Origin of the sequence: Clostridium sp. DMHC 10, from assembly GCF_001270375.1 — a bacterium.
Taxonomy (GTDB): Bacteria; Bacillota; Clostridia; order Clostridiales; family Clostridiaceae; genus Clostridium_S; species Clostridium_S guangxiense.
Genome location: NZ_LGVB01000013.1, coordinates 13,478 through 26,905, shown reverse-complemented (window position 1 = coordinate 26,905; position 13,428 = coordinate 13,478). Strand labels below are relative to the sequence as shown.

Here is a 13,428-nt window from a genome sequence, read left to right as displayed (position 1 = left end):
TCATTAAAATTAAACCTAAAATTCTGAATCATTATCCGTATATTCGCAACAGGTTGGGATTGGTGAGTCCGTATCATAGGCCTGGCAGGCATCATGGTAATAATTGAGCTTTCGGTCAATCAAGCGAAGATGTTTTTTTAAATCTTCGATTTGCTTTAAAACATCTTCTTTATGTTTTACTAAGATATCGTTACGAGCATGAAGGGTATGATTACCTTCATTCTGCCAGTCTGTGAATTGCTTTATTTTCTTAATGGGCATTCCAGTATTCTTAAGACAGCATATAAGTGAGAGCATTTCCATATCATCCCTTGTAAAAATACGGTTGCCTGATTTATCCCTTTTAACATTAGAGAGCAGTCCCTCACGGTCATAGTATCTTAATGTATATATTGTTAAATTCATTTTTTTAGCGGCTTGTGCTATGGTATAGTTCACGTTTATCACCTCAAATAGTTTTCTTATATATTATATAACTTACACTTAACTCTAAGTCAAGGATGATTGCATCGTAAGGAAAGGAGTATGAATATGAAAATTTTTTTTGCATATACTATTGACCTATAGTTAAGTGTAGGGTCTATACTTGCCGTATAGCAGAGAAAGGAGTGCGAATTTATTAAAGTGATAGCTATTAATGGTAGTCCCCGTAAAAACGGTAATACAAGTCAGGCATTCAAGGTTATGGCAGATGAGCTGGAACAGCAGGGTATAGAAGTTGAAATCATTCAAATTGGTCAGCTAAATATTTATGGGTGCATTGGCTGTGGATATTCTATTTCAGTTGTAAGACGTGCCGGTGGTGTAGATGTAGTACACCAGCTAAATAACTATCTTAACTTAGCCCAGACAGTCATGTCGCCGTCTCAATACTGGACATTAGCATATGGTTTGGAAAAAGGAGAAGTTCATCAGGATGAAGAAGGTATTCAGACCCTTCGTAAAAATGCCAGATCAATGGACTGGCTCCTTAAGACAATTGACGCTGGAAAAGAAAAAATACCTGTTCCTGTAGAAGAAGACCATGTTATGACAAATTTTATACGATAATAGATCAGAAAGGAAAATAATTATGAAAGAAAATTTTTACACATTAAGCAACAACTATAAGATTCCGAATATAGGATTCGGTACATTCCGTACGCCTAGCGGAGAGGAAACAGAGCAGTCTGTACTGAATGCAATCAAGGCAGGATATAGACATATTGACTGCGCTGCTGCTTATGGAAATGAAAAAAGTGTTGGTGAAGCCATACGTAAATCTGGTGTGGCACGCGAAGAATTATTTGTAACAAGTAAGCTATGGAATGATGACAAAGGATATGAAAAGACATTAGCTGCTTTTAATAGAACATTAGAGGATTTACAGCTTGATTATCTGGATTTATACCTTATCCATTGGCCTATTGCAAAAGCATCCAAGAATAACTGGCAGGAAGCAAACAGCGAGAGCTGGAGAGCATTCGAGGAACTTTATAAACAAGGGAAAATCAAAGCAATCGGAGTTAGTAATTTTCTTCCGCACCATTTTGAGCCATTGCTAGCAACAGCTAAGATTCAGCCGATGGTGAATCAAATTGAATTCCATCCTGGCATGTTGCAGGAGGAAACCGTAGCGTTTTGTAAGCAACACAATATTTTGGTGGAGGCATGGGCTCCATTTTCAAATGGACAGATTTTGAAGCATCCGGTATTAATGGAAATTGCAGATCAATACAAAAAATCTGTAGCTCAACTTAGTCTGCGCTGGATTATTCAAAAGGGAATAGTTCCATTGCCAAAGTCTGTTACACCAGAGAGAATTAAAAATAATCTTGAGGTATTTGATTTTGAAATCAGTGCACAAGATGTTGAGAAGATTGACAGACTAAACGATTGTGGAGGTTCAGGACTTCATCCGGATGAAGTAGATTTCTAAGGTTATCTGATATCTATCACTGTTAAGAAAATTATTCCTTATGCCATTGAATAAATGAATATGAAGAACATGAAATAAAATTTAATTAGTTTTCGAATAAACAAGCTATGAAAACTTTTTATTAACATTTCATTTGACATAATTAATTTTAGCTACTAGAGTATATATTAGACAAACATATAAAAAATTGAATTATACCGATATATCGGAGGAATAAAATTTGTTATCTCAGTCAGATGAAATTGCTGGCTGAAGATCACAGAGTAGTTGTATTGGAAGAAGAAGCCAGAATACAAACAACAGGATTAGATATATAATTTTGCTTTTTCAATAATGCAGAAGTATTCACTTTTTAGGGGTATGTAAAATTCATGCCCCTAATCGAGTTACTGATTCACAATGAGGTGACAATAGAAAATTGTAAAGAATAAAGTCTTCAAATAAACCTTTGAAGGCATACTTTATTATAGAAGGCTTTATATCGTATTTATCAAATACTTTTTAAAATCTGTATAGAAACGAATTGAATTAGTGGTTTTATTTTTTGTTTTTCCATCAATTACCGCTTGTGTCATAAGCATAAGATTTTTTGCCACGTCTTTTGAGAAACCTGCTTGTATCAATGTACTTTCCCAGTCTTCAGGCATCACTTGCTGTCCTGCAACATTTCTATTTAGTACATCTCCAAATATTTTTGCTATGTCCAAAGAACTATAAAGCTTTGGCCCAGCTATTTCATATATTCGTTCTTGATTGGTTTTATAAATCATTAGATTTGAGTTTTCTTTAAAAGATTATCGACAAGCATCGAACTTATCTGTCCTGCTGCATTCAGTACTATATTCATGTTATCTTTATCTCCTTTACAAGTTGTTTAAAATCAATATCAAGGTTTTCTTATTAATATAGTTGTATTCTATTATATAACCTTGACAAAAAACTAATTGTAAACTTTTCATTTAAGGAAAATAAATTTGGATATAATCTGTTGCTTAGTTTTGGTGACAAATGCGGATGTCTGGAGCCTGAACATGTAAGGGATGAGCTAATTCGTAGAATTAAAAATTTATTGAGAGTTTATAATTATTGATAACATAAAAACAAATAAGTTATAATTAAGCTTATGGACAATGACATCCTTTTGTGTTATTTTTGTTTTTAAAGATAAACCACTTGAAAGGTTAAAATGACTAATACCAAATTCATCCCGACAAATTGGAATTTAGCGAGGTGATATTGATTTGGGATATTAAATAAAGCTAATAAATCTAAGACGATAAATCCTAAAAATCTAAGAGAATTTAATAACTCGCATACGCTCAAACAGATTAAATTCTCTAAGACTTTTACGATTTATCATCTAAGATTTATAAAGCTTTATTTAAACCATCCCAAGTCAACATCACTTCACTTAGATAGAAAAAGCAAGGAATATTTTTCTCCGATTCTCTACGAAAAATACACTGCTGACAAGATTTGACAATGAAAATGATTATAAACTGCTTAAATAATGTATTACAAAGATTTATGCTAAAATTCCGTAGGTACGGAGGAATTTTTTCCTTGCACTACTGTGGGAGTGAAGTAACAATGCTGAAGGAACGGTTTAAAAAAATTCTAATAAATCTTGGCTCAAAAATTGTAAAATGCTTAGATATTTCAATCTGTTTGAGCGATAGCGAGTTATTGAAATATCTTAGTATTTTATGATTTTTGAACCTTAGATTTATAGGGCTTTTTTAACGCGACGAAGCATTGTTGCTTCACAACTTCCAAGTTGTCTATCTATAGTAGATTTGATATAACAAAAAAGGGGCATTGTTTTTTTCTTGAAGGAACATGAAAACCTTGCTATATAAAGAAATTTAAAAAAGCAGTGTAAAAAATTTTACACTAGCAACTAATTAGAGGAGGATATATTATGAAAATACCAAAGAAAGATGCGCTTAAGTGGTTTGAGTTTTTTGCAATGTTGCCAGAGGAACAGGAACTTATGACAAAACAACAAGAAATCATTTATGCTACCTTTGCGCAAATTGAGGCAGCCATTGATCATAGAAATGATATATTAATGTCTGAAATCAAAGGCTTAAAAACTTTAAAGGATAGAACTTTTTTTGTAGGAAGTGAAGATAAATTTCCAAAAGGATGTATTTCTTGTTTGATGGGTACTGGTTTGAGTGCAATTAGGAAAACAAACAAATGTAATGCAGCGTGTAAGTTCTGTTATGATTATGGAGAACTAGAGGATATTCCTCCAATTGGCGAAGATATGTGGGAAATTGGTGGCACAAGGTTTTATGATAAGGATATTGATTTACTTCTTTCTATACATAAGAAACCTACTGGAGTTGCTTACGTTTATTTAGAGCCATTTATGGAAATTGAAAAATACTATTCAGTAATAAAGAAATTTAGTGTCGCAGGGGTTCATCAACATCTATATACAAATGGAATTTTAGCTACAGAAGAAACATTAAAAGCATTAGGCGAAGCCGGTCTTGACGAATTGCGTTTCAACCTAGGTGCTTCCAATTGCTCAGACAAAGTTATTGAAAATATTAGAATAGCAAAAAATATATTAAAAATGTAGGTATTGAAACTCCAATGACTCCTGAGCTTTTCAAAGGTTTCTTTAAGAAAAAGCAGGCAATTTTAGATACAAAACTCGATTTTATGAATTGTGCAGAATTACATTTAAATGAAAACAACATAGAAAATTACGATGGAGAAAATATGTATATTTCTAGGCATGGATATATATCTCCAACTTGGAGTAGAGAGCTAACTTTGAAATTTATGAAAATAGCCGATGAAGAAAAGTGGAATTTTGTAGTTCATGATTGTTCAAACTATACAAAATTTACACGAGATTTAAACTTGAGCAGCAAAGAAGGTAAATGGTTTGGAGCTAGCAGTTATGGTTGTGAATTTTCCAGAATTCCATACGAAGCATTTTTGCCAATACTCCGTGATGACAATTTCAAATTTTTAAGTGAAGAGGAATTGCCTGCCGGCTATAAGCAGGAGAGTTGATTTTTTAGATTTTGCATGAAAAAGTAGACGATTGGTAGTTATATATCAGGTCTACTTTTATCTTATAACTTCACTTGGCTAGCTGATATTTTATTATACAAGCGTTCCTGCAATATAAACTATAGCTATTTGACCAGGTGCCATATTACCAATAAAAACTCTAACAATAAATGGAGTTAAAGCTATGACTATACCTGTGTTTGTTGTTGCATTAGTAAATGAAACATGGGAAACAGCATTATCTTCTACTATTACTCCTGTAGCTACAGTATTGCCAATATTTTGAACCACTATTCCATATATTATAGAGTCATTTATAATTTGTGGTAAGTGGAGTATTGCTTTATTCATAACTAGTGCAGCACTGTTAATTGCAATTGGAGCTTGTGCGAAAGCAAGAGGAGTGTTACTGCCTTGAGCCAAAGCAATATTATTGATTACACCTTGAGGAAAAGCAAAATCGGTAATTCTAACTGACATGTCTTAGTCACTTCCATTTCTCTTTTGTACGACTAAAGGTATGAGAATTGTTATTCTCAATAATAATCTATGATTTAGTTTAAGATAGTGATACAATACTTAACTTTCAGTTTTGAAATTATTGGCTATTGATTATTGCCTATTAATATGATAAAATGTAAAAATGTGCGCATAAAGTTTTAATTTACTACTCTTAATAATTTTAAAACTAGAAAATTATGCATTAGATAAAGAAAAATTTATTCGTCCAATAAAATATAAAAATGGAAACTATGAAAAATTCTCTTTATTTGGGTACCTTGAGGATTTGGAGTAAGTGGTGCAACCGACCAGTAATTAGCAACCTATAATTTGCTAATTACTGGTTTTATTTTTAATTTAAACAAGGCGGTGGAAGACTATTATGTTAAAAATTTTAATTGTAGATGATTCAATATTTTCACAAAAAACAACGGCTAATTTAATTAAGAAATTTTTGAAGGATGTTGAAATTTCCTTTGCAAGTGATGGAAAAGAAGGCTTTATAAAATATAAAAATATTAAACCAGATTATACATTTATAGATTTGTTAATGCCTGGAATAAACGGTCAAGATCTACTAAAGCTTATAAAAGAATTTAATAAAAATGCAAAAATATTTGTAGTATCTGCAGATATACAAAAAGGTATAAGAGAGGAAATCGAAGCATACGATGTTGTGGCATTTATCAATAAGCCATTCAATGCAGAAAAAGCTAAGCTAGTATGTGAATTGATAAAAAAGGAGGAAGTAAATGAGTAAACAAGAACTAAAGGATGATATATTAAAAGAATTGTTTAATATAAGTGTTGGTAAAGCAGCAGATATGCTTTCAGAAATAATAAATAAAAAGATTTTTTTAAATGTACCTAATGTTGAATTTATTAATGCAAAAGAAGCAGAAGTAAAATTAAAAAAAAGTGTCCCAAAGGTATTAAGTGGAACTTTAATGGTATCATCTATTTCTTTTGAAGAAAGTTTAACAGGAAAAGCAAATTTGATTTTTCCAGCCCCAAAGATGAGAACCTTTATAAATCTCTGTTTGCATGAAGAAGATAACATTTATCAAATGGATTTTACAGATGTGGATTTTGATATTATTAAAGAGGTTGGTAATATAATTTTAAATTGTATTATTGGGAGTATTGGGAATTTGCTAAATATAAATCTAACTTATGCTTTACCAGAAGTAAAGGTATTTAAAAAAATAGATTTTGATAAGGATATTGAAAACAATGAAAATAATCATATATTATTACTCTATATAACATTTATAATTGATGATACAGAAATTGAAGGTGCAATTATAATTAACTTGACATTCAATTCATTAAATGAATTAATAAAAAAATAGATAAGATAGAGGATGAACTTTATGAATAGGGATTTATATAATATGTTAAATAATCTCAATGAAGGCATAATAGTTTTGGATGAGAACTTGAAAATTTATCTATGGAATAAATATATGAAAGTCATAGCAAAAATTGATGATAAAAGAGTTATTGATAGTGATATTTACAAGATAATGCCAAATTTGAACAAAGGTTATTTTAAGAAATCCATGGATAATGTACTAAGCGATGGCGGTAAAATGTTTTTTTCTGCGGCTATGCATAAAGGACTAGTTAATAATAAAGAAAATTTAAATTTAATAATGAGCAGTTTTGAAATAGCTGGAGCTAAATTTTTACTTTTAGAATTTATTGATGTTACAAATCAATTCACGCAAATTAACATGTTAAAGGACTATATAAAAGAATTATACAGGGTAAATATGAAATTGAAAAAAAAAGAAAATACTATCAGGAAGTTAGCTTATTATGATAAATTGACAGGAGTTGCAAACAGGACGTTATTTTATGAACTTGCAGAAAAAAGTTTAGATAACTCCAAGAGACAGGATAGTTTATTAGGCTTAATGTTCATAGATGTTGATAAATTTAAAGACATAAACGATACTTATGGTCATAAAGTGGGTGATAAAGTTCTTGTTAATGTAGCTAAAATATTGAAAGAGGCTACAAGAAAAAATGATATAGTTGCCAGATATGGAGGTGATGAATTTTTAATATTATTACCTAATATGAAAAATACTGATGACTATAATATTGTAATTTCAAGGATTATTAATAGCAAAAGTAAAAGCATAAATTTTAATGGAAAAGAAATTAATATATCTTTGAGTATAGGTGTCAGTTTTTATCCTCATTCTGGAGATAGTATTGATAAATTAATAGTAGAAGCTGATAAAGCTATGTATGCCGCCAAAAAAATGGAAGGAAAGGATTGTAGTGTATATAAATTGTGACCAAATTTTTGTAATAGTATATACACATTTACATTTACATAATGTACTTTAAAGTTGAGCCATAGAGACTAACTGTTAAAAGGTATCAGCTGATTAAAGTTTTAGAAAATGGCTTTAACCAGCTTTTTTAGAATTTTGATATTTTAATAAAAATTTATATCAGACCTATTAATCGCACAGCACTTGCAACTATAAAACATACCACGATACCAGTGGCAGTTGGTATAAGGAAAGAAACAAGGGTCCACTTTAAGCTTTGAGTTTCTTTTCTTATAGTTAAACAGGTGGTGGCGCAGGGCCAATGCATTAAAGAAAATAACATAACGCATACAGCGGTTAAAGGAGTCCAGCCATTTGAAACAAGAAGGTGTCTTAACTGATCTAGGTTGTTAAGTTCTATTATGTTTCCAGTAGACATGTAACTCATGATGATTATTGGAACAACTATTTCATTTGCAGGAAAGCCTAAAATAAAAGCCATTAAAATATAACCGTCTAATCCAATGAGTTTTGCAAAGGGATTTAGAAAATTAGCACAGTGAGTTAAAATGCTTAAATTTCCTATGTGAATATTAGCCATTACCCATATAACAAGACCGGCAGGTGCTGCTACCATCACTGCACGAGCAAGGACAAATAGGGTTCTGTCAAATATGGATCTTACGATAACCCTGCCTATTTGTGGCTTTCTATAGGGTGGCAGCTCTAAAGTAAAATTTGATGGAATACCTTTGAGTATTGTTTTCGATAAAATCTTAGATATTGTAAGGGTCATAAAAACCCCTAGTAGGATAACTCCAGTGAGAATAAGTGCAGATAATACGGATCTAAAAGGTCCTACAATAATTCCTGCAAAGAACATGGATATAATAGCAATGAGAGTAGGAAATCTTCCATTGCAAGGAACAAAGTTGTTAGTCAAGATTGCTATAAGACGCTCTCTTGGAGAGTCTATTATTCTACAGCCTACTATACCGGCAGCGTTACATCCAAATCCCATGCACATTGTTAGTGCCTGCTTTCCACAGGTGCAGGCTTTTTTAAAGTAGTTATCAAGATTAAAAGCCACTCTAGGGAGATATCCTAAATCCTCTAACAAGGTAAAAAGAGGAAAGAATATAGCCATTGGAGGAAGCATAACAGATACTACCCAAGCAAGAGTCCGATACATACCCATAACTAATAATCCATGTACCCAAGAAGGAGCACCAAGCCAAGTGAAAAAATCTGTAAGTCTATCTTGAACCCAAAATAAACCAGCAGAAATTATATCAGAAGGAACATTAGCACCAACAATAGTAAGCCAGAAAATAAAACTTAAAAGAAGAATCATAATAGGGATTCCAAATTTTTTAGAAGTAAGGTATTTATCTATTTTTCTATCAGTGTTATTGTAATTTTTATTTTTAAAAGAGACGACCTTGTTACTGATTTTTTCAGAGGTCCTTACCAATTGAAGCACCAGTTTATCACGTAATGTATCAGAATCAATACCATGTTCATATAAAGAGGCACGTGCTTCATTAACCTCATCCATAAGCTCATGTTGGTCAGTTATGTTAAAGTTTAGATATTTATTAATGGAAGAAAGCAGACTTTCATTTCCATCTAAAAGTTTTAGTGATACCCATCTAGGATTAAGTTTATTTTGAAGTAGTGATTTAATTTTACTCTCAATTTTAGAAATAAGCATTTCTATGGGCTCTTCATATATAATATTTGCAGGATTAGTAGTGATTTTATTTGATGCTACATTAAAAACTATGTCCATCAAATTATCCAGACCTTCTCCATGTAAAGCATTTGTTCCTACTACAGGAACACCAAGCTGCTTTGATAATTCCTTTATGTTTACAGATATTCCTTTTCGTTTTGCTTCGTCCAATAGATTAACGCACACCACTACCTTTGGAGTGATCTCTAAGGTTTGTAGGACAAGATTTAGATTTCTTTCTAAGCAGGTAGCATCTACTACAATTACGATTGTATCTGGATTACCAAAGCAAATAAAATCTCTGGCTACTTCTTCTTCAACGGAATTACACATTAATGAGTAGGTACCTGGAATATCAACTAGAATAAAATTGGTATTTTTATAAGAATAAGTTCCCCGAGCATTTGTTACAGTTTTACCAGGCCAGTTCCCGGTATGTTGATTTAAACCAGTTAAATTATTAAAAACGGTGCTTTTGCCAACATTAGGATTGCCTGCTAAAGCAATAATTTTATCATTTGGTGTAATTTTTTCTATTTTAAGGTCTTTTTCCATTGCTCCTGTTCCGGTTGATTTGGCGGTTAACCCCATTAATATATCCTCCTAAAAACACTTGATAAATTTATTTAAAGCTTTTCTACTAATATCATTGATGCTACTTCGGTACGGAGAGCAATTACTGCGCCTCGAATAAGATAAGCAACTGGATCTCCAGAGGGACTTTTTTCTAAGGATTCAACTACTGTGTCATCAATTAAGCCCAAGTCCAGCAATCTTCTTCTTAATATACCACCTGAAGTAAGCCTTTTAACTTTGCATTTTTCACCTAGCTTTAATGAGCTGAGCGGAATATAATAATTATTCATTTTAAATAACCTCACTTTATAAGTTTCACTATATAACAAAAGTTTCTAAGTAAAATCTTTTGCTTAAGAGAAAAAATCTTTCCCTACACTAAAATATGATAACTACTTTTTAAGTGTTACTAATATATTATAAATAGGAATGTAATTTCTTTATAAAGTTGATGGTGGTGATTAAAATGGACGATAGATTTCATACCGTACGTGGATATGAATTGCAAAGACATGGCAAAAATAAGCTTACCTCTGCATTAGAGGATTATCTTGAGATGATATATAGGAATAGTTTAAATGAAAACTATATTCGAATAAATGTGCTTGCACAACTATTAAATGTTAAGGATTCTTCAGCCTCAAAGATGGTAAAAAAACTTGGAGAATTAGGAATTGTGAATTATGAGAAGTATGGAATTGTAACACTGACAGATAAGGGGAGAAGGATAGGAGAATATTTATTAAACAGGCATAATACAATAGAGAATTTTTTATCATTTATAGGACGTAACAAAGATGCTTTGGTTCAAACTGAATTAATAGAGCACATTATTGATGAAGATACTGTAAAAAGCATGAAAATATTATGCGGCTTTTTTAATAGTAATAAGGACATATTAGAAAAGTATAAGGAATATAGGAACAAATTCTGTGAATGATTTATCCAACGCAGGAAGGATAAATCATCCATTTGTATTTTTGGGTTTGGAGATAGTTTCCCTATATATATTAATAACCTCTATGAATACTAAGCAGATTTTTTAGTGCTTCTTTTCATAGTTTATTTCTGAACTAGTTCTTATTCCAAGTCGCCTAAAAATAGGTATTGGTGGGCACCAACCTTGAATAGCATGCTCTAATAGAAAACCTCCAGCTACTCCTGAAAGTGCAAACCATTTTTTATTTGCTGCAAATCCAAGTATTGTACCTAAAATTACGGCAGATGCTGCATTGGTTTCAAGTAATCTTTCAATATCCCATTCTTTATTAAGTTCATTTATTCTAGCTATAATTTCTTCATTTGGTTTATTAGTATAACTTGCAATATTATCTAGAGTTTCTTTTCTAATTCTTTGATTAACACGTTTACTAGTATGCAATTCTACCCTCCTGGTAGTAGCAGGAATACTAAATGTCATAAAATCCCTCCTATAATTTATATTTTAATTAGTTTATCCACATGAGTACAATATGATACAATAAAAACAAAGCGTTCAGGAATTAAATTTCACAAGATTTATACATTTAGTCAATTTTATATCTAAGTTTAAAGGAGAATATATATGTATAGTATAATGATAATTGAAGATGATAAAAAACTAAGTAGTCTTATAAAAAATCACCTTAAAAAGTATGGATATAAAACCTTCAACATAGATGATTTTTCTAATCTAAAAGGGGAATTTGTGAAAAATAATCCAAGTCTTGTTCTTATGGATATAAATTTGCCTGTATACGATGGTTTTTATTGGTGCAGGGATATAAGAACTATTTCAAAGGTACCCATAATATTTATATCAGCTAGAGATTCTGATATGGATCAAGTTATGGCAATTGAAAATGGTGGGGATGATTATATAACTAAGCCATTTTCTTATGATGTTCTTCTTGCAAAAATAAAGGGAGTTATAAGAAGAGTTTATGGAAGTTACGCCGAAAGTGGAAATAGTGACGTATTTGAGATAAACGGATTATTTTTGTGTATGAATCAAAATACAGTAGAATACAAAGAAAGAAATATTGAGCTTAGCAAAAAGGAATTTCAGCTTTTATATATGCTTCTTAAAAACGTAAATAAAATTGTTTCTAGAGAGACTCTTTTAGAAGTTTTATGGAATGATGTTGATTTTGTTGATGATAATACTTTATCTGTTAATATGACTAGAGTTAGAAAAAGATTAGAGGATATAGGAATTACCGATGTCATTGAAACTAAAAGAGGACAAGGCTATAAACTGTTGGTAAAGTGGTGAATAAATGAAGTTAAAGGATTTTTTTAAGGACAAAATAGCATATGGAGTAGTTTATTTTTTAGGTAGTGCAGTAGTTATTTTTATAATGTATTTGACTTTGATAATAAATAAAATTGAGCTTTCAAAGAATAATATATTGTATGCGCTTTTGATTTCTGCGGTTTTATTTATAATTTTCTTTAGTGTATGATTATTATAAAAATAAGAATTTTCAAGAACAGTTAAACAGAATATTAAATTCAGAAGATGATTTAGATTGCATATTAAACATAGGAACGCCCAATACCAAAGAACAAGAAATGTTTAAAAGAATTTTGCTCAAAGTATATAAAACCTGTGGCAATAAGATGATAAAATATGAGGAAGAACATAAGCAGTATATGTATTTTATAAATCAGTGGGTACATCAAATGAAAACCCCCGTATCTGTTATTAATCTTATACTTCAAGATGAGATAAATGAAGAGAATAAGGAAGTATTTGAAAGCATGGCTGAAGAAAATGAAAAAATTAAGCAGGGGCTTGATAGGATGCTTTACAATGCAAGGCTTAATGAATTTAATATTGATTTTAAGGTAGAGAGGCTTAATTTAATATCTGTTTTAAGAAAGGTTATTAATGACAATAAAAAGTCTCTCATAAGAAATCATATATTTCCAAGAATAATTAAAGGTGAAAATGTAATGATAGAAACAGATAGGAAGTGGATTTCTTTTGTTATAAATCAAATAGTAGTAAATGCTATAAAATATTCAAAAGTTAAAGAATCAGAAAACAAGCACATTACCTTTGGCATTAGTGAGGAAGCTTCAAAGATTATATTGTCTATAGAAGACGGAGGAATGGGTATACCTAAAGAAGATTTAACAAGAGTGTTTAACGCTTTTTTTACTGGCAAGAATGGAAGAAAGACAGATGAATCAACAGGCATGGGAATGTATCTGGCAAAGAAAATATGTGATAAATTGGGGCATGATATTATTGTTCAATCAGAAGAAGGGAGAGGCGCTGTTTTTTCTATTATATTTTATAAAAATAAAAGTATATTTAAGCTTTCAAAATTGTAAGATTAAAGTTATGTTTGAAAGAGAAATCGATACATTGATTTCTCTATTTTTTT

13 protein-coding genes, 3 pseudogenes and 1 riboswitch are annotated in these 13,428 nt (G+C 31.0%); of the genes and pseudogenes, 10 read left to right on the top strand and 6 right to left on the bottom strand.

What is annotated here, in order from left to right:
* Positions 1-15 precede the first annotated feature (15 nt).
* A complete protein-coding gene (locus AGR56_RS01680) occupies positions 16-438 on the bottom strand; it encodes a MerR family transcriptional regulator (RefSeq protein ID WP_053240889.1) in 423 nt (140 codons plus the stop codon).
* A gap of 180 nt (positions 439-618) precedes the next feature.
* On the opposite strand from AGR56_RS01680, the gene AGR56_RS01675 reads away from it, so the two are divergent.
* Both AGR56_RS01675 and AGR56_RS01670 read left to right on the top strand, forming a co-directional pair.
* Entirely contained in the window at positions 619-1,050 is a 432-nt protein-coding gene (locus AGR56_RS01675) for a flavodoxin family protein (protein ID WP_053240888.1), read from the top strand.
* Between the two features lie 22 nt (positions 1,051-1,072).
* On the top strand, positions 1,073-1,918 hold the full coding sequence (locus tag AGR56_RS01670) for an aldo/keto reductase (protein ID WP_053240887.1): 846 nt from the start codon (positions 1,073-1,075) through the stop codon (positions 1,916-1,918).
* Positions 1,919-2,394: 476 nt separating this feature from the next.
* Here AGR56_RS01670 and AGR56_RS01665 read toward each other — a convergent pair whose 3' ends face one another.
* On the bottom strand, positions 2,395-2,688 hold the full coding sequence (locus AGR56_RS01665; protein WP_198149899.1) for a hypothetical protein: 294 nt from the start codon (positions 2,686-2,688) through the stop codon (positions 2,395-2,397).
* 161 nt (positions 2,689-2,849) lie between these two features.
* Here AGR56_RS01665 and AGR56_RS23175 point away from each other — a divergent pair.
* Together AGR56_RS23175 and AGR56_RS01660 are read left to right on the top strand one after the other, a co-directional pair.
* A pseudogene (locus AGR56_RS23175) lies at positions 2,850-3,008 on the top strand (WYL domain-containing protein); the annotation flags it as partial.
* 831 nt (positions 3,009-3,839) lie between these two features.
* Positions 3,840-4,954 (top strand): annotated as a pseudogene (locus AGR56_RS01660) (radical SAM protein).
* A 93-nt stretch (positions 4,955-5,047) separates the two neighbouring features.
* On the opposite strand, the gene AGR56_RS01655 reads toward AGR56_RS01660, so the two are convergent.
* Entirely contained in the window at positions 5,048-5,434 is a 387-nt protein-coding gene (locus AGR56_RS01655; protein WP_053240886.1) for a DUF11 domain-containing protein, read from the bottom strand.
* Between the two features lie 257 nt (positions 5,435-5,691).
* Positions 5,692-5,774: riboswitch (cyclic di-GMP riboswitch) on the top strand.
* 63 nt (positions 5,775-5,837) lie between these two features.
* On the opposite strand from AGR56_RS01655, the gene AGR56_RS01650 reads away from it, so the two are divergent.
* The 3 genes from AGR56_RS01650 to AGR56_RS01640 are packed head-to-tail and all read left to right on the top strand — an operon-like array spanning position 5,838 to position 7,764.
* On the top strand, positions 5,838-6,215 hold the full coding sequence (locus tag AGR56_RS01650) for a response regulator (protein WP_053240885.1): 378 nt from the start codon (positions 5,838-5,840) through the stop codon (positions 6,213-6,215).
* Positions 6,208-6,807, top strand: coding sequence for a chemotaxis protein CheC (locus AGR56_RS01645; protein WP_157055639.1), 600 nt, complete (start codon positions 6,208-6,210; stop codon positions 6,805-6,807). The genes AGR56_RS01650 and AGR56_RS01645 overlap by 8 nt, the downstream gene beginning before the upstream one ends.
* A 21-nt stretch (positions 6,808-6,828) precedes the next feature.
* The gene (locus AGR56_RS01640; RefSeq protein WP_053240884.1) at positions 6,829-7,764 is read left to right on the top strand and encodes a diguanylate cyclase; all 936 of its coding nucleotides are present in this window, start codon (positions 6,829-6,831) and stop codon (positions 7,762-7,764) included.
* 154 nt (positions 7,765-7,918) lie between these two features.
* On the opposite strand, the gene feoB is transcribed toward AGR56_RS01640, so the two are convergent.
* Together feoB and AGR56_RS01630 are read right to left on the bottom strand one after the other, a co-directional pair.
* Positions 7,919-10,069 (bottom strand): ferrous iron transport protein B, encoded by a 2,151-nt coding sequence (gene feoB / locus AGR56_RS01635; RefSeq protein WP_053240883.1) that lies wholly within the window; start codon positions 10,067-10,069, stop codon positions 7,919-7,921.
* 35 nt (positions 10,070-10,104) lie between these two features.
* Positions 10,105-10,344 (bottom strand): FeoA family protein, encoded by a 240-nt coding sequence (locus AGR56_RS01630; protein ID WP_053240882.1) that lies wholly within the window; start codon positions 10,342-10,344, stop codon positions 10,105-10,107.
* Between the two features lie 176 nt (positions 10,345-10,520).
* Here AGR56_RS01630 and AGR56_RS01625 point away from each other — a divergent pair, with 176 nt between their 5' ends.
* A complete protein-coding gene (locus AGR56_RS01625) occupies positions 10,521-10,994 on the top strand; it encodes a metal-dependent transcriptional regulator (RefSeq protein ID WP_053240881.1) in 474 nt (157 codons plus the stop codon).
* Between the two features lie 102 nt (positions 10,995-11,096).
* On the opposite strand, the gene AGR56_RS01620 is transcribed toward AGR56_RS01625, so the two are convergent.
* A complete protein-coding gene (locus AGR56_RS01620) occupies positions 11,097-11,474 on the bottom strand; it encodes a YgaP-like transmembrane domain (protein ID WP_053240880.1) in 378 nt (125 codons plus the stop codon).
* A 144-nt stretch (positions 11,475-11,618) separates the two neighbouring features.
* Here AGR56_RS01620 and AGR56_RS01615 point away from each other — a divergent pair, with 144 nt between their 5' ends.
* Positions 11,619-12,308, top strand: a complete 690-nt coding sequence (locus AGR56_RS01615) for a response regulator transcription factor (protein WP_053240879.1) — start codon at positions 11,619-11,621, stop codon at positions 12,306-12,308.
* A 4-nt stretch (positions 12,309-12,312) separates the two neighbouring features.
* A pseudogene (locus AGR56_RS01610) lies at positions 12,313-13,375 on the top strand (sensor histidine kinase).
* Positions 13,376-13,428: the final 53 nt, after the last annotated feature.